General features: G+C 71.2%; 17 protein-coding genes. 11 read left to right on the top strand and 6 right to left on the bottom strand.

The features are described 5' to 3' along the window. Positions 1-35 precede the first annotated feature (35 nt). Positions 36-428: a cyclic nucleotide-binding/CBS domain-containing protein gene (locus ACFYW5_RS02210; protein WP_389415028.1), complete on the bottom strand. Its 393-nt coding sequence runs from the start codon at positions 426-428 to the stop codon at positions 36-38. 126 nt (positions 429-554) lie between these two features. Beyond that, positions 555-1355: a histidinol-phosphatase gene (gene hisN, locus ACFYW5_RS02205; RefSeq protein WP_389415027.1), complete on the bottom strand. Its 801-nt coding sequence runs from the start codon at positions 1353-1355 to the stop codon at positions 555-557. A 155-nt stretch (positions 1356-1510) separates the two neighbouring features. Between hisN and ACFYW5_RS02200 the strand changes: the two genes are divergently transcribed. Further along, positions 1511-2119 carry a TetR/AcrR family transcriptional regulator gene (locus ACFYW5_RS02200; protein ID WP_389415026.1) on the top strand — a complete coding sequence of 203 codons (609 nt, stop codon included), beginning with the start codon at positions 1511-1513 and terminating at the stop codon, positions 2117-2119. A gap of 10 nt (positions 2120-2129) precedes the next feature. Here the strand turns inward: ACFYW5_RS02200 and ACFYW5_RS02195 are convergent, their stop codons facing one another. From ACFYW5_RS02195 to ACFYW5_RS02180, 4 genes are all read right to left on the bottom strand, one after another. Further along, on the bottom strand, positions 2130-2453 hold the full coding sequence (locus ACFYW5_RS02195; RefSeq protein WP_250075801.1) for a multidrug efflux SMR transporter: 324 nt from the start codon (positions 2451-2453) through the stop codon (positions 2130-2132). A 122-nt stretch (positions 2454-2575) separates the two neighbouring features. Continuing rightward, positions 2576-3586 (bottom strand): ribosome small subunit-dependent GTPase A, encoded by a 1011-nt coding sequence (gene rsgA, locus ACFYW5_RS02190; RefSeq protein WP_389415025.1) that lies wholly within the window; start codon positions 3584-3586, stop codon positions 2576-2578. A gap of 16 nt (positions 3587-3602) precedes the next feature. Beyond that, positions 3603-4919, bottom strand: a complete 1317-nt coding sequence (aroA, locus tag ACFYW5_RS02185) for a 3-phosphoshikimate 1-carboxyvinyltransferase (protein WP_389415024.1) — start codon at positions 4917-4919, stop codon at positions 3603-3605. An 86-nt stretch (positions 4920-5005) separates the two neighbouring features. After that, the gene (locus ACFYW5_RS02180; RefSeq protein WP_389415023.1) at positions 5006-5719 is read right to left on the bottom strand and encodes a M50 family metallopeptidase; all 714 of its coding nucleotides are present in this window, start codon (positions 5717-5719) and stop codon (positions 5006-5008) included. A 50-nt stretch (positions 5720-5769) separates the two neighbouring features. On the opposite strand from ACFYW5_RS02180, the gene ACFYW5_RS02175 reads away from it, so the two are divergent. The 10 genes from ACFYW5_RS02175 to ACFYW5_RS02130 all read left to right on the top strand — a co-directional run bounded on the left by ACFYW5_RS02175 (position 5770) and on the right by ACFYW5_RS02130 (position 15688). Then, complete coding sequence (locus ACFYW5_RS02175) at positions 5770-6585, top strand: SOS response-associated peptidase (RefSeq protein ID WP_389415022.1); 816 nt, start codon at positions 5770-5772, stop codon at positions 6583-6585. Position 6586: 1 nt separating this feature from the next. After that, positions 6587-7216, top strand: a complete 630-nt coding sequence (locus ACFYW5_RS02170; protein WP_389415021.1) for an alpha/beta family hydrolase — start codon at positions 6587-6589, stop codon at positions 7214-7216. A 257-nt stretch (positions 7217-7473) separates the two neighbouring features. Further along, positions 7474-8169 (top strand): sigma-70 family RNA polymerase sigma factor, encoded by a 696-nt coding sequence (locus tag ACFYW5_RS02165; RefSeq protein WP_389415020.1) that lies wholly within the window; start codon positions 7474-7476, stop codon positions 8167-8169. Continuing rightward, entirely contained in the window at positions 8166-8468 is a 303-nt protein-coding gene (gene rsrA, locus ACFYW5_RS02160; protein WP_389415019.1) for a mycothiol system anti-sigma-R factor, read from the top strand. The genes ACFYW5_RS02165 and rsrA overlap by 4 nt, the downstream gene beginning before the upstream one ends. A 124-nt stretch (positions 8469-8592) precedes the next feature. Continuing rightward, on the top strand, positions 8593-9885 hold the full coding sequence (locus ACFYW5_RS02155; RefSeq protein ID WP_389415018.1) for an HD-GYP domain-containing protein: 1293 nt from the start codon (positions 8593-8595) through the stop codon (positions 9883-9885). After that, positions 9801-11129, top strand: a complete 1329-nt coding sequence (locus ACFYW5_RS02150; RefSeq protein ID WP_389415017.1) for an HD-GYP domain-containing protein — start codon at positions 9801-9803, stop codon at positions 11127-11129. The genes ACFYW5_RS02155 and ACFYW5_RS02150 overlap by 85 nt, the downstream gene beginning before the upstream one ends. 118 nt (positions 11130-11247) lie before the next feature. Next, complete coding sequence (locus ACFYW5_RS02145; protein ID WP_351980020.1) at positions 11248-12228, top strand: hypothetical protein; 981 nt, start codon at positions 11248-11250, stop codon at positions 12226-12228. Positions 12229-12289: 61 nt separating this feature from the next. Next, the gene (def, locus tag ACFYW5_RS02140) at positions 12290-12940 is read left to right on the top strand and encodes a peptide deformylase (protein WP_389415016.1); all 651 of its coding nucleotides are present in this window, start codon (positions 12290-12292) and stop codon (positions 12938-12940) included. Between the two features lie 289 nt (positions 12941-13229). Beyond that, on the top strand, positions 13230-14315 hold the full coding sequence (gene cyc1 / locus ACFYW5_RS02135) for an epi-isozizaene synthase (protein ID WP_389415015.1): 1086 nt from the start codon (positions 13230-13232) through the stop codon (positions 14313-14315). Then, on the top strand, positions 14312-15688 hold the full coding sequence (locus tag ACFYW5_RS02130; RefSeq protein ID WP_389415014.1) for a cytochrome P450: 1377 nt from the start codon (positions 14312-14314) through the stop codon (positions 15686-15688). The genes cyc1 and ACFYW5_RS02130 overlap by 4 nt, the downstream gene beginning before the upstream one ends. Positions 15689-15692 lie beyond the last annotated feature (4 nt).

Below are 15692 nucleotides of genomic sequence, written 5' to 3'. Positions count from 1 at the left end.
CCTGAAGAAGGGGGTCCGGCCCGTTCGCGTGTCCGTCAGGCCGGGACCTGCTGCCGCAGCGGCGCCCAGCAGCGGATGATGTCGCGGACCGAGACGATCCCGACGGGCTCGTCGTGCTCCAGGACGATCAGATGGCGGAAGCCGCCGTGCGCCATCGCCTGGGCCGCTCCCTCCAGGGTCCAGGACGGCGCCGCGAAGACGACGTCGTTGGTGGTGTGGGCGTGGGCGTGTTCCGTGTCCGGGTCCTGACCCAGGCCGACGGAGTTGAGGACGTCTCGTTCGGTGAGAATGCCGATGCCGCCGGCGTCGGGGTCGTGGACGACGGCCGCGCCCACCCGGCGGGCGGACATCAGCGCGGCGGCCTGGCGAAGGGTGTGGGTGGGGCCGATGGTGAGGACCACGGTGCTCATGGCGTCGCGGACGAGCATGGATGCAGCCACCTCCTGTGGGGTCCCCGCTCTGAGTTCACCTTGTTCACCGTTTCACAAATTCACAAGGGGCGGGGTCTTCAGAGTGGCAGGCAAAGAGGGGGTCAACAAGAGGGCGCGTGAGGCTCAGCAGCGCTCGTTCAGGTACCCCAGGAGCTCGTCATGGAGCAGGCCGTTGGAGGCGGCGGCGTTGCCGCTGTGCGGGCCCGGTCGGCCGTCGAGGCCGGTGAAGGTGCCGCCGGCCTCCGTGACGACGATGGCGTTGGCGGCCATGTCCCACAGGGACAGCTCGGGCTCGGCACACATGTCCACGGAGCCCTCGGCGACCATCATGTACGGCCAGAAGTCGCCGTACGCGCGCGTGCGCCAGACCTCGCGGGTGAGGTCCAGGAAGCCGTTCAGCCTGCCCTGCTCCTCCCAGCCGCTCAGCGAGGAGTACGCGAAGGAGGCGTCGCTCATCCGGGAGACGCGGGAGACCTGGAGGCGGCTCGCGGCGGAGAGGCTGCGGCCGGAGAAGGCGCCGTGGCCCTTCGCCGCCCACCAGCGGCGGCCGAGGGCGGGAGCGGAGACGACACCGACGACGGGCTGGAAACCGCCCTCGCCCGCTTCCATCAGGGAGATGAGGGTGGCCCAGACGGGGACGCCCCGGACGTAGTTCTTGGTGCCGTCGATCGGGTCGACGACCCACCGGCGGGGTCCGGTGCCCTCGATGCCGTACTCCTCGCCGAGGATCGCGTCACGGGGGCGGGCGCGCTGGAGCTGGCCGCGGATCAGTTCTTCCGCCGCCTTGTCCGCCTCGCTGACCGGGGTCATGTCCGGCTTGGTCTCGACCTTGAGGTCGAGCGCCTTGAAGCGGTCCATGGTGGCGGCGTCGGCGGCGTCCGCGAGGACGTGGGCGAGGCGGAGGTCGTCGAGGTAGTCGGGCATGTGGTGAACGGTATCCGCCGGTCGTCGCGCGGGGCCACCGGGGGCGGAGGGCGGTCACGCGACCCCCACCTCCCGGCACACCGCTCCGCACCCCTTGACAGTGCCGCCGGGCGCGTCAAATCTGGGGCGCAGAGCCGGGGCCCTGGGAGGCGACGATGCCTGCAGCGCGGGAATCTCTGCTGGATGCCGCTTATACGGCGCTTGCACGCCGGTCGTGGTCGGCGGTGCGGATGGTGGACGTGGCCGCCGCGGCCGGAGTGTCGCGGCAGACCCTCTACAACGAGTTCGGGAGCAAGGAAGGGCTCGCCCGGGCGCTCGTGCGGCGGGAGGCCGACTCCTATCTCGCCGGTGTGGAGCGGGCCTTGAACACCCCGTCCGACCCGCGCGACCGGCTCACCGCCACCGCGGAGTGGACCGCCTCCGCCGCCCGCGACAACGCCCTCGTCCGGGCCATGCTCACCGGCTGCTGGGGTGAGCGCCTGCCCTCGCCGGCCCTCTCGGCCGTCCCGTCCTCCTCCGCCGTACCGGCCCAGCGCCGCGCCGACGGCCCGCTGCCCTCGCCCGGCGACTTCGTCGGCATCGTCCGCGACCGTGCCGTGGCCGCCCTGTCCGCACCCGGCGCGGGCGTGTCGGACCACGGCGAACTCGCGCGCTCCTGCGAACTCGTCGTCCGGATAGCGCTGTCCTGCGTGGCGGCCCCGCCGGGGGAGGGCTCAGTGGCCGACCTCGTACGAGGCGCCCTGCCCCGGCAGTTGCCGGTCTGACGCGTCTCGTCTAGTGCGCCGAGCCCGACAGCTGAAGTCCGATGACGCCCACGATCACCAGGCTGATCGAGACGATCTTCAGCGTCGAGACGATGTCACCGAGGAAGATCATTCCGTAGATCGCGGTGCCGGCCGCGCCGATGCCGGTCCACACCGCGTACGCCGGGCCGACGTCGAGCTTCTTCAGCGACAGGGTCAGCAGACCGAAGCTGCCGAGCGCGAAGACGCAGAACGCGATCGTCGGCCACAGTCTCGTGAAGCCGTGGGAGAGTTTCAGACAGACGGCGAACCCGGTTTCGAGCAGTCCCGCCACAACGACCAGCAGCCACGCCATGTGCTGTCCTCCCGTATCCCCGCATACTGTGACCGCTTCGTCAGGCTCTGGTCAGGGTCGCTCTTCAGGCTCGGTGCGATTATGCCCTTACCGGACTCGGGTGCGGACAAACAACGCGGAGGTCAGTCGCCTTCCGTGCGCTCCCTCGTCGCCAGCAGCCGGCGCAGCGAGTACAGCCGGGCCGGGTCCGCGTGTCCCTCGGCCACCCAGGCGTCGAGCGCGCAGTCCGGCTCATCGTGACTGCACGCGCGCGGGCAGCCCTCGGTTCCCGCCACCAGGTCCGGGAAGGCGTTGATGACCCGGGACGGATCGATGTGGGCGAGCCCGAAGGACCGCACGCCCGGGGTGTCGACCACCCAGCCGTCGCCGCCTGCCAGCGGCAGCGCCAGCGCCGAGGTGGTCGTATGCCGGCCACGGCCCGTCACCGCGTTCACATGACCGGTCAGCCGCCGCCGCTCCTCCGGGACCAGCGCGTTCACCAGGGTCGTCTTGCCCACCCCCGAGTGCCCCACGAACGCCGTGATCTTGCCGTCCAGTTCGGCGCGCACCCGGTCCGCCGCGTCGCCGTTCTCCAGCTCCTCGCGGCTGGTGACGACGTACGGGATGTCCAGGTGGCCGTAGAGCTCCAGTAGTTCGTCGGGCTGGGCCAGGTCCGACTTGGTCAGGACCAGCAGGGGGGTCAGCCCACCGTCGAACGCGGCCACCAGGCAGCGGTCGATCAGGCGCGGGCGGGGTTCGGGGTCGGCGAGGGCGGTGACGATGGCCAGTTGGTCGGCGTTGGCGACGACCACGCGCTCGAAGGGGTCGTCGTCGTCCGCCGTGCGGCGCAGCAACGAGGTGCGCGGCGCGATCCGCACGATCCTGGCCAGGGTGTCCTTCTCGCCGGAGAGGTCGCCGACGATGGCCACCCGGTCGCCGACGACGGCGGCCTTGCGGCCCAGCTCGCGGGCCTTCATCGCCATCACGATCCGGTCGTCGACCAGACAGGTCAGCCGGCCCCGGTCCACGGTGAGGACCATGCCCTCGACCGCTTCCTCGTGCTTGGGACGGATGTTCGTACGCGGCCGGTTGCCCTTGCGGTTCGGGCGGCTGCGGATGTCGTCCTCGTCGGTGTGCTTGCCGTAACGGCGCATGATCCCGGTCCGCCCGTCAGTTCCCGAGCATCCCGGTCCACAGTTCGGGGAAGTCCGGCAGGGTCTTGGCCGTCGTCGCCACGTTCTCGATCTGCACGCCCTCGACCGCGAGGCCGATGATCGCGCCGGCGGTCGCCATGCGGTGGTCCTCGTACGTGTGGAAGATGCCGCCGTGCAGCCTGCGCGGCCGGATGTGCAGACCGTCGGCGGTCTCGGTGACGTCACCGCCGAGCTCGTTGATCTCCTTGGTGAGCGCGGCCAGCCGGTCCGTCTCGTGCAGCCGCAGATGCGCGACCCCGCGCAGCGTCGAGGGGGAGTCCGCGAGGGCGGCGACCGCCGCGATGCCCGGCGTCAGCTCGCCGACGTCGCTCAGGTCCACGTCGATGCCGTGCACGGCGCCCGAGCCGTTGAACTCCAGGCCGTACTCGGTCAGTTCGCAGGAACCGCCCATTTCGGTGAAGATCTCGCGCAGCCGGTCACCGGGCTGGGTGGTGCGGGACGGCCAGGCGGGGATCAGCACCTTGCCGCCGGTGATCAGGGCGGCCGCCAGGAACGGCTGGGCGTTGGACAGGTCCGGCTCGACGGTCAGGTCACGGCCGAGCAGCGCGCCGGGCGTGACCCGCCAGACGTTCGGCTCACCGCCCGACTCGGGGGTGTCCACCTGGGCGCCGACCGCGCGCAGCATGTCCACCGTCATCCGGATGTGCGGCACGGAGGGCAGCGTGGAGCCGGTGTGCCGGACCTCCACGCCCTGGTTGAAGCGGGGGCCGGACAGCAGCAGCGCCGACACGAACTGCGACGAGGACGAGGCGTCGATCTCCACCGGCCCGCCGTCCAGGGCACCGCCGCCGTGCACGGTCAGCGGCAGCGCGCCGCGGCCGTCGTCGTCGATCCGGGCACCGAGGGCGCGCAGGGCGTCGATCACACCGTGCAGGGGGCGCTCGTACGACCTCGGGTCGCCGTCGAAACGGATGGTGCCGTCGGCCAGGGCGGCGACCGGGGGCAGGAAGCGCATCACGGTGCCGGCGTTGCCGACGTCGACGGTGGCGGGGCCGCGCAGCCCTGCCGGGAGGATCCGCCAGGCCTCCCCGGAGCCGTCCGGGCCGACGCCCTCCTCGATCTGGATGCCCATGGCGCGCAGCGCGCCGGCCATCAGGAGGGTGTCGCGGGAGCGGAGCGGGCGGCGGACCCAGCCGGGTTCGCTGGCCAGGGCCGCGAGCACGAGGGCTCGGTTGGTGACCGACTTGGACCCGGGCACGTGGACGGTCGCGTCGACGGCCCCGCGCGCGTGGGGGGCGGGCCAGAGGGCGGTGTGTGCGTCGTTCGGGGCCATGGACCCACTCTATAAGGACGCGGTTGTTCGGGTGCGGCGCCGTTGTGGCTGGTCGAGCCCCGGTCCCGGCGTCCTCAGCCGGCCGGTCACCCCTCCAGCAACCAGCGTCCGCCCCCTATCAGCGAACACAGCGACACCGCGTGGAAGAGGAACAGCCACAGGCCCGCCGGTACGTGCGTCAGCCTCGACAACTGGTCCGCGTCCGAGTCCCCCGCCCCGCCCCGCGCCCGCTTCGCCTGTAGCTCGAAAGCGGGACGCACCCCGCCGATCAGCAGGAACCACACCACCGCGTAGGCGAACGCCGCCTGCACCTGGGGCCCCGCCAGCCACGAGACCACCACGAAGGTGCCGCCCGTCAGGACGACCGTCAGGGCGCCGTACGCGTTGCGGATCATGATCAGCATCGCCAGCAGCAGGGCCGTGGCCACCCACAGCAGCAGGGTGATGCGGCTCGCGCCCAGCAGGGCCGCGCCGCCCAGGCCCAGCAAGGGGGGAGCCGTGTAGCCCGCCGCCGCCGTGAGGATCATGCCGAGGCCGTGCGGCTTGCCCCTGCTGACCGTGAGGCCGCTGGTGTCGGAGTGCAGCCGTATCCCGGTCAGCCGGCGGCCGGTGAGCAGCGCCACCAGGCCGTGCCCGCCTTCGTGGGCGATGGTGATCGCGTTGCGGGCGAGGCGCCACAGGCCCTGCGGCACGACCACGGCCACGGCGGCCGCCAGGGTCGCGATCACGACCCACAGGTCCGGTTCGCTCTGGGTACCGACGAGTTCGTCCCAGAGAGAGGTCGCTGTGCTGCTGTCCATGTGTCCGGGGTGCTCCCTGTGTTCCTGCGGAGTCTGGCAGTGTGGCACGTATGTGCGGACGGTATGCATCGAGTCGTAGGCCCGAGGATCTCGCAGGAATCTTTGAGATCGAGAAGTGGGAGCCCGAGGAGACCCTGGAGCCGGACTACAACGTCGCTCCCACCAAAGAGGTCTACGCGGTCCTCGACCGCCCCGTGAAGGACGCCGGCGACCCGCGGCCGGTTCGGCAGCTGCGCAAGCTCAAGTGGGGGCTCGTCCCGTCCTGGGCCAAGACACCCGAGGGCGCCGCCCGGATGATCAACGCGCGGGCCGAGACGGTCCACGAGAAGCCGTCCTACCGCCGGGCCTTCGCCACCCGCCGCTGCATCCTGCCCGCCGACGGCTACTACGAGTGGGTCACCGGCAAGCAGGAGCGGGACCTGGAGGTCGAGGGCCGGAAGAAGCGGCCGCGCAAGCAGCCGTACTTCGTGCTCCCCGCCGACGGGTCGGTGTTCGCGATGGCCGGTCTCTACGAGTTCTGGCGCGACAAGACCCTCCCCGACGACCATCCCGGGGCCTGGTGGGTCACCTGTTCCGTGATCACCACCGAGGCGGAGACGACCCAGCTCGCCGTGGCCCCCGCCGAGGGCCCGCACGCGCTGGCCGAGATCCACCCCCGGATGCCGCTGATGCTCACCCCGGACCGCTGGGACGCCTGGCTCGACCCGGCCCGCACCGACGTCGACGACCTGCGCGAGCTGCTCGCCCCGCCGCCCGCCGGGCTGATGCGCGCCTACCCGGTGACCACCGCCGTCAGCAGCGTCCGCAACAACGGCCCCGAGCTGCTGAAGGAGCTGGAGGGCCCCGTTGAGGGCACACTCTTCTGATGTGACGACCGAGATCATCAGCACCGACGCGGGGGACGCCCGTATCACCTGGCACCCCGCGAAGCAGGCACGGCTCGTGCTCGCCGTCGGCCATGGCGCGGGCGGCGGCATCGAGGCACGCGACCTGAAGGCGCTCGCCGAGGTCCTGCCCGAGCACGGCATGACCGTCGCCCTCGTGGAGCAGCCCTGGCGGGTGGCCGGAAAGAAGGTCGCCCCCGCCCCGAAGACCCTCGACACCGGCTGGCGGGGCGTCTGGCCCGCGCTGACCGCGCCCGGCCTGCCGGTGATCTCCGGCGGCCGCAGCGCCGGCGCCCGTGTCGCCTGCCGTACCGCCACCGAACTCGGCGCCCACGCCGTTCTCGCGCTCGGCTTCCCGCTGCACCCGCCGGGCCGGCCCGAGAAGTCCCGGGCCGCGGAGCTGCTCGGCGCCGGGGTCCCCACCCTGGTCGTCCAGGGCGGCAACGACCCCTTCGGCAGGCCCGAGGAGTTCCCCGACGGCTCCTACGAACTGGTCGAGGTGCCGTACGGCGACCATGGTTTCGCCGTGCCGAAGCGGGCGGGCATCACCCAGGAGCAGGCCGTCGAGGCGGTCACCGGCGCCGTGGTGCAGTGGACCAGGTCACGCGGGTAAAGCTTCGGGAATGTCGAGCTCCGGACCACTGTTGAGGCGGACATGAGTGCTGGCGACCAGCACCGACGTTCGTAGGAGAGGAAGTCCGCCGCATGGGTTCCACCTTCTGCCCGGCCCGCAGCAGTCGCAGCGATCTGGACTGGACCGTGCTGCACGCGGGCAAGACCGCTCCTATTCGAGGGGCGGCGGCAACGGGTAGTCGTCTATCCTCCGATTCTGGTGGCACCGGTCTCGGTGCTGCCCGGAATCTTGAGGAGGTGGGTCCGGTCACCGGTACCGACGCAGGGACCGACAACGGCCAGGCGGAGCTGCCCGAGGGCCAGGGCGCGAGCACGGACACGCCCGCGGAGACCGGCGCCGAGCGCACCGCGCGCTTCGAGCGCGACGCGCTCGAGTTCCTCGACCAGATGTACTCGGCCGCCCTGCGCATGACGCGCAACCCGGCCGACGCCGAGGACCTGGTGCAGGAGACCTACGCCAAGGCGTACGCGTCCTTCCACCAGTTCCGCGAGGGCACCAACCTCAAGGCCTGGCTGTACCGGATCCTCACCAACACCTTCATCAACTCCTACCGCAAGAAGCAGCGTGAACCCCAGCGCTCCGCGGCCGAGGAGATCGAGGACTGGCAGCTCGCGCGTGCCGAGTCGCACATGTCGACGGGTCTGCGCTCGGCGGAGTCGCAGGCGCTCGACCACCTGCCCGACTCGGACGTGAAGGAAGCACTCCAGGCGATCCCCGAGGAATTCCGCATCGCCGTCTATCTCGCGGATGTCGAGGGCTTTGCGTACAAGGAGATCGCGGACATCATGGGGACACCCATCGGTACGGTGATGTCCCGGCTGCACCGGGGCCGCCGTCAACTGCGCGGCATGCTGGAGGACTACGCCCGTGAGCGCGGGCTGGTCCCGGCGGGCGCCGGAGAGTCGAACGAAGCGAAAGGCTCGGGCTCATGAGCTGCGGAGAGCCGCACGAGACGGACTGCAGTGAAGTCCTGGACCACCTGTACGAGTTCCTCGACAGTGAGATGCCGGACGTCGACCGCGACAAGTTCAAGCAGCACTTCATGGAGTGCTCGCCGTGCCTGGAGAAGTACGGGCTAGAAGAGGCCGTGAAGAAGCTCGTGAAGCGCTGCTGCGGTCACGACGACGTGCCGACCGACCTCAGGGCCAAGGTCCTGGGGCGGCTGGACCTGATCCGCTCAGGTCAGGCCGTGCCCGAGCACGATGTCACCGTGACCCCGCAGGACTCCTGACCTCCTGCCCCGGAACAGACGGCCGTCACTCGAACGTGCTAATCGGCGGGTGATACGCCCGCACTCTCCCCCCTGGCCGTCCTAGGCTCCGGAGCCCGGACAGGCATGGTCAGGGGAGGGGCACATGGAGGGGATTCCCGCGCGGGCGCGTGTGTACGTGGCCTGCGTCGCCCTCGGCGCCCTGCTCTGTCTGCTGCCGCTGCCGGCTCTCCGTACGCCCTGGTGGGCCGTCGCCCTCCTGGCCGCGCTGTACGCCGGCTGCGAGCAGATCGCCCGTCGGCGGTTCGCCGGCACCTGCTACCCGGTCCTGCTCGCCGCCGCCTTCCTGCTGCCCGCGCCCGCCGCCGCCCTGGTGGCGGTACCCGGCGCCCTGCTCTCCCAGGGCGCGGTGCTGCGCCGGGTGTGGCGGGCCGCCCAGCTGGCGCTCGCCGTCTGGGCCGCCGGCCGGGTGCACTGGGCGCTGGACGGGCGGGACGCGGTCGTCGCCCCCGACTTCCCGTACGCCCTGGCGCCCGCCGGGGCCGCGGTCCTGGCCTTCTGCCTGGTGCTCGCCCTGCTCGACGGGGGCATCCGCGCGCTGGCCGAGCGGGTGCCGGTGCGCCGGGCCTGGCGCGGGCTGTTCCTGCGCTCCCTCGCACCCGTCGCCGTGCACGGTCTCGCCGGGCTGATGATGGCCGTCCTGTGGCGCAGCCCCTACGGGCCGGTCGCCGCGCTGCTCGTGCTGCTGCCGATGTGCGTGTCCTGGTGGGTGTTCGCGCAGTACCACCGGGAGCGGGCCGCCCATCAGGCCACCATCCGGGCGCTGGTGCAAGCCGTCGACATCAAGGACGGCTACACCCGCGGACACAGCGAGCGCGTCGGGCAGGCCTCGATGATGATCGCCCGCGAGCTGGGCATGGACGCGGAGCGCGTGGAGGTGCTGCGGTTCGCCGGGATCCTGCACGACGTGGGCAAGCTCGGGGTGCCCACCCGGCTGCTGCGCAAGGACGGGCCCCTCACCCCCGAGGAACGGCGGGTCATCGAGCTGCACCCGGAGTACGGCCACGAGATGGTGCGGGGCATCTCCTTCCTCGGCGAGGCGCGGGCCGCCGTACTCCACCACCATGAGCGGCTCGACGGGAGCGGATACCCGTACGGGCTGGTGGGCGGGCAGATTCCCGAGCCCGCGCGGGTCGTGGCCGTCGCCGACGCCTTCGACGCGATGACGTCCACCCGGTCCTACCGGCGGGCCCGGCCCGTCCCCGCGGCCCTGGCGGAGCTGCGGCGGTGCGCGGGGTCGCAGTTCGATCCGGCGATGGTGTCGGCCCTGGTGCGGGTGATCGAGCGGTCCGGATGGCATCCGGAGGTCACCGCGGACGAGGGGCGGGTGCCGGCGCAGGGCTCGCCGGTCGCCGGCCGGCCGGGAGCGCACCGGTGAACTCGTCCCGGCCCGGGTGGATCCGCGTCCTCATCCATGGCTCGGCCGTCCTGCTGGCCGCCGTCGCCCTCGTCGGCACCCTCTGGAACGGTCTGGAGGAACGTCCCGCCGCCCTCGCCTTCGGGCTGCTCATCACGGTGGGCGAGGTCGCCCGGTGGACCGGCGCCCAGGTCCGCGAGGCCGCCCCGCTCGGCGCCGCGGGCGCCCTGTCCTACGCCCTGCTCGGCGAGGAGGCGGGGCAGCCCACGCACCACGGCGTGCTCCAGGTCGTCACCATCGTCGTCCTCGCCGCCCTCCTCGGCAGCGCCCCGCACATCGCCCGCGGCCGCAGCGCGGACCCCGACCAGCTGGCGCGGCGGGTGCTCACCGTGGGCTTCGCCGCGGTCTGCTTCCAGCCCCTGTACAACCGGGGCGTCTTCGACGAGTGGAGCGGCGCCGCCTACGCGCTGCTGCTGCTCGCTCTGCTGGCCCTCACCGCCCTGTGCGACGCCGTGCTCGTTGCCGCGCTCGCCCACTCCAGGACCGGATGGCCGTTCGGCCCGCTGCTCCGGGACGAACTGCGGGCGCTCATCGGCATCGGCTCCGCCGTCTGCGTGACCGGCGCGGTGATGGCCCTCGCGGTGGCCGTCGTCGGGCTGTGGGCGCTGCCCGTGTTCTGTCTGCCGCTGCTGCTCACCCAGCTCTCCTTCCGCCGTTACGCCGCCGTCCGCGCCACCTACCGGCAGACCATCGCCTCCCTCGCCCGGGCCACCGAGGTCGCCGGCTGCACCCCGCCCGGTCACGCCCGCCGGGTCGCCGCGCTCAGCGTCGCCGTCGGCCGGGACCTGGGCCTGGCCGGGGCCGACCTCACCGTGCTGGAGTACGCGGCGCTGATGCACGACATCGGACAGCTCAGCCTGGTCGACCCGGTCCCGGGCGGCGCCACCGCCGGCCTGCCCGCCGCCGAACAGCGCAGGATCGCCCTGCTCGGCGGTGCCGTCGTCCGCCAGACCGGTGTCGACGGCTCGGTCGCCGTGGTCGTCGAGCGGCAGGCCGACCCCTACCCCGAGCAGCCGGTGGCCGCGCGGATCGTCCGGGCGGTGAACGCCTACGAGGAGAAGGCCCAGGGCGCCGGGCCGGGCGGGCCGCTGACGGCGCTGGAGGAGCTGAGACTGGGCACCGCGGGCGACTACGCGCCCGAGGTCGTGGAGGCGCTGGCCAGAGTGCTGTCAAGAGACTGTCTGACCCTGGGTCCGGTGGGGTAACCCATGGGTAATGAGCGCCCCTCCAGCGGTCCGTGGTTGGATGCGAAAGGGAGAGGGTCTCCGAGAGGTTGTCCGGGGGCACAGCCGGCCCACTCCACGGAACTGGCAGGCGGGAATCGTGAGGATCTTCGGCAAGGGACGTCACCGGCCCTCCGCCTCCTGGCGGCAGGCCACCGACCGTGCGTTCACGCTGATCGGCGACGGTCGGTACGAGGACGCGGGCGCGCTCCTGACACGAGCCGCCGATCTGGAGCCCTGGCTGTCCGAGTCCTGGTTCAATCTCGCCCTGCTGCACAAGTTCCGGCACGACTGGGAGCAGGCGCGGGCGGCGGGCCTGAGGGCCGTGGCACTGCTCGACCGGGAGACCGGCGCGCCCGACTGGTGGAACGTCGGCATCGCCGCCACCGCCCTCCAGGACTGGCCGCTGGCCCGGCGGGCCTGGCAGGCCTACGGGCTGCGGGTACCGGGCGGCGCCACCGACTCCGGTGAGCCCCTCGGCATGGACCTCGGCAGCGCGGCCGTACGGCTGTCGCCGGAGGGGGAGGCCGAGGTGGTGTGGGGGCGGCGGCTGGATCCGGCGCGGATCGAGGTGCTGTCGATCCCGCTGCCGTCGTCCGGGCGGCGCTGGGGCGAGGTCGTCCTGCACGACGGCGTACCGCACGGGGAGCGGACCACCACCGCGGGGCACGCCTACCCCGTCTTCGACGAGATCGAGCTGTGGGCGCCCTCGCCGGTGCCGACCTGGGTGGTGCTGCTGGAGGCGGCGACCGAGGAGGACCGGGACGCGCTGGAGCAGCTCGCGGCGGACGCCGGGTTCGCGGCGGAGGACTGGTCGTCCTCGGTACGGCTGCTGTGCCGGACCTGCTCCGAGTCCCGGATGCCCTCCGACGAGGGCGACGGGGAGCACCTGGATCCGCACGACCACAGCGAGCCGGGGCACCCGGGACCGCTCGGGCACCGGACGGACGGGCAGTTGTGGGTGCCGGAGCGCGAGTGCGGGGTGGCCGCGCCGGCTTCCCTGGTGCGGGGGCTGCTGGACGGCTGGGTCGCGGACAGCCCGGATTCGCGGGACTGGCGGGATCTGGAAGAGGTCTGCTGACACAGCGCCGTACCCTGTATCCGCACCGAATCCCAGTTTTCCAGGAAGGCGTACGTCGGTCATGGCGCAGCAGGACACCGATCAGCAGCACGCGGGCGTGCTCCCCGTGGACGACGAGGGTTTCGTCATCGACACCGAGGAGACCGAGGAGCGCGAGAGCGCCTGGCGCGAGCGGGGTGTCTCGCGGCCGATCACCGTGGTGGGCAACCCGGTGCTCCACAAGGAGTGCCAGGACGTCACCGACTTCGGCCCCGAGCTGGAGCAGCTGATCGCGGACATGTTCGCCTCGCAGCGCACCGCGGAGGGCGTGGGCCTGGCCGCCAACCAGATCGGCGTGGACCGCAAGGTCTTCGTCTACGACTGTCAGGACGACCAGGGGGCGCGGCACGTCGGCGTCGTCTGCAACCCCAGGCTGGTGGATCTGCCCGCGGACAAGCGCCGGCTCGACGACAGCAACGAGGGCTGCCTGTCCGTGCCGACTGCGTACGCGCCGCTCGCCCGTCCCGACTACGCCGAGGTGACCGGGCAGGACGAGAAGGGCAACCCCATCAAGGTGCGCGGCACCGGCTACTTCGCGCGCTGCCTCCAGCACGAGACCGATCATCTCTACGGCTACCTCTACATCGACCGGCTCTCCAAGCGTGAACGCAAGGACGCGCTGCGGCAGATGGCCGAGAACGAGCCCCGCTACCCGGTCGTCGCCAACGGCTGACGTCCCGCGAGGTTTCCCCCGTCACAAACGCACGGCGCCTGGTCAGGAACCCCTTCCTGACCAGGCGCCGTTCGTCTGTGCGTCGCACATTCGATCCCATCCGTGCAGCTACTGATCCATAATCAGTCACACAAGGGGAGATTCTCGGCACTGTGGGGTAGTGAATGGAGCAAATCCGTTCCCAGATCAGTCAGTTGTGGTGCTGAATGGGAAGTGCGGGGATACGCAACGGCGCACGCCCGGCACGGCGGGAGGGGTGTGCCAACTCGCGGCTGAGAGGGGTTTGTTCGTGCATGCTTTCTCACACAGCACCACATCGACGCCGACGGCGGTCGCGGTCCCACCATCGCTGTCCCTTCCGGTGATCGAGTCGGCGTTTCCGAGGCAACTGCACCCGTATTGGCCGCGGCTTCAGGAGAACACGCGCACCTGGCTGCTGGAAAAACGGCTCATGCCGGCGGACAAGGTGGCGGAATATGCCGACGGTCTTTGCTACACCGACCTCATGGCGGGGTACTACATCGGCGCCCCCGAGGAGGTCCTCCAGGCCATTGCGGACTACAGCGCGTGGTTCTTCGTCTGGGACGACCGGCATGACCGCGACATCGTGCACCGCCGCCCGTCCGCCTGGCGGCGGCTGAGATTCCGGTTGCACACGGCCCTCGACTCCCCCCAGGACCACCTGCACCACGAGGACCCGCTGGTGGCCGGGTTCGCGGACAGCATGGTGCGGCTGTACTCCTTCCTGCCGCCGACGTGGAACGCCCGGTTCGCCCGGCACTTCCACACGGTGATCGAGGCCTACGACCGGGAATTCCACAACCGCACGCACGGGATCATCCCCACGGTCGAGGACTACCTCGCCCTGCGCCGCCTCACCTTCGCGCACTGGATCTGGACCGATCTGCTGGAGCCGAGCGCCGGACGTGAACTCCCGGATTCGGTGCGGAAACACCCCGCATATCGGCGGGCGGCGCTGCTGAGCCAGGAATTCGCCGCCTGGTACAACGACCTCTGTTCACTGCCCAAGGAAATAGCGGGCGATGAGGTGCACAATCTCGGAATCAGTCTCATCAAGCATCACGGACTGACTCTGGAAGAAGCGGTGGTGGAACTCCGGCGGCGCATAGAGGAATGCATATCCGAATTCCTGGTCGCCGAGCGGGCCGCCCTCCGCCTCGCCGACGGTCTCGCCGACGGCACCCTGCAGGGAAAGGAAATGAGTGCCGCGGTGCGGGCCTGCGTCTGCAATATGCGCAACTGGTTCAGCACCGTCTACTGGTTCCACCACGAGTCCGGCCGGTACATGGTCGACAGCTGGGACGACCGGTCCACGCCCCCGTACGTCAACAACGAAGCGGCAGGTGAGAAATGACCGTCGAGTCTGCTAAGCCCGAAGCGCAGATATATGCGGAATCGGAACTCCGTGAACCGCCTGTCGCCGGCGGTGGTGTCCCGCTTCTCGGACACGGCTGGAAACTGGTGCGCGACCCGCTCGCTTTCATGGCGGCGCTGCGCGCGCACGGGGATGTCGTCCGGCTGCGGCTGGGCCCCAAGACGGTGTACGCCGTCACCGCTCCGCATCTCACCGGTGCCCTGGCCCTCAGCCCCGACTTCAAGATCGACGGGCCGCTGTGGGAGTCCCTCGAAGGGCTGCTCGGCAAGGAGGGCGTGGCCACCGCCAACGGCCCCCGGCACCGGCGCCAGCGGCGCACCATCCAGCCCGCGTTCCGGCTCGACGCGATCCCCGCGTACGGGCCGATCATGGAGGAGGAGGCGCATGCGCTGGCCGTGCGCTGGCGGCCCGGCGAGACGATCGACTGCACCTCGGAGTCCTTCCGGGTGGCCGTCCGGATCGCCGCCCGCTGTCTGCTGCGCGGCGACTTCATGGATGAGCGGGCCGAGCGGCTGTGCATTGCGCTCGCCACCGTCTTCCGCGGTATGTACCGCCGGATGGTGATACCGGCCGGGCCGCTCTACCGGCTGCCTCTCCCGCCGAACCGCAAATTCAACCGGGCGCTGGCCGATTTGCATCTCCTCGTCGACGAGATCGTGGCCGAGCGACGGGCATCTGGTCAAAAGCCGGACGATTTGCTGACGGCCTTGCTGGAGGCGAAGGACGACAATGGCGAACCGATCGGGGAACAGGAGATCCACGACCAGGTCGTCGCGATACTCACCCCCGGCAGCGAAACCGTCGCGTCCACGGTCATGTGGCTGCTGCAGGTGCTCGCGGAACATCCTGAGCAAGCCGACCGGGTGGCCGCGGAGGTCGAATCCGTCACTGGCGGCCGACCCGTCGCATTCGCGGATGTCCGGGCGCTGCGGCACACCAACAATGTCGTCGTCGAGGCGATGCGTTTGCGTCCGGCCGTCTGGATATTGACGCGCCGGGCGGTGACCGGCACCCAGCTCGGCGGGTATCGCATTCCGGCGGGGGCGGACATCATCTACAGCCCGTATGCGATCCAGCGCGACCCGGAGTCGTACCGGGACAACCTTCGCTTCGACCCCGACCGCTGGCTTCCGGAACGCGCGAAGGAGGTCCCGAAATACGCCATGAGCCCGTTCAGCGTGGGCAACCGCAAGTGCCCGAGCGACCACTTCTCCATGGCGCAGCTGACGCTGATCACGGCGGCGGTGGCCTCGAAGTACCGCTTCGAGCAGGTGCCCGGATCCCAGGACGGCACCCGGGTGGGCATCACGCTCCGGCCGCACAACCTGCTGCTCAAGCCGGTGCCCAGGTGACGGC

Source organism: Streptomyces sp. NPDC002779 (genome assembly GCF_042888685.1).
GTDB lineage: Bacteria > Actinomycetota > Actinomycetes > Streptomycetales > Streptomycetaceae > Streptomyces.
The sequence above is the reverse complement of the archived record's forward strand: the minus strand, read 5'-3'. Positions and strand labels throughout refer to the sequence as shown.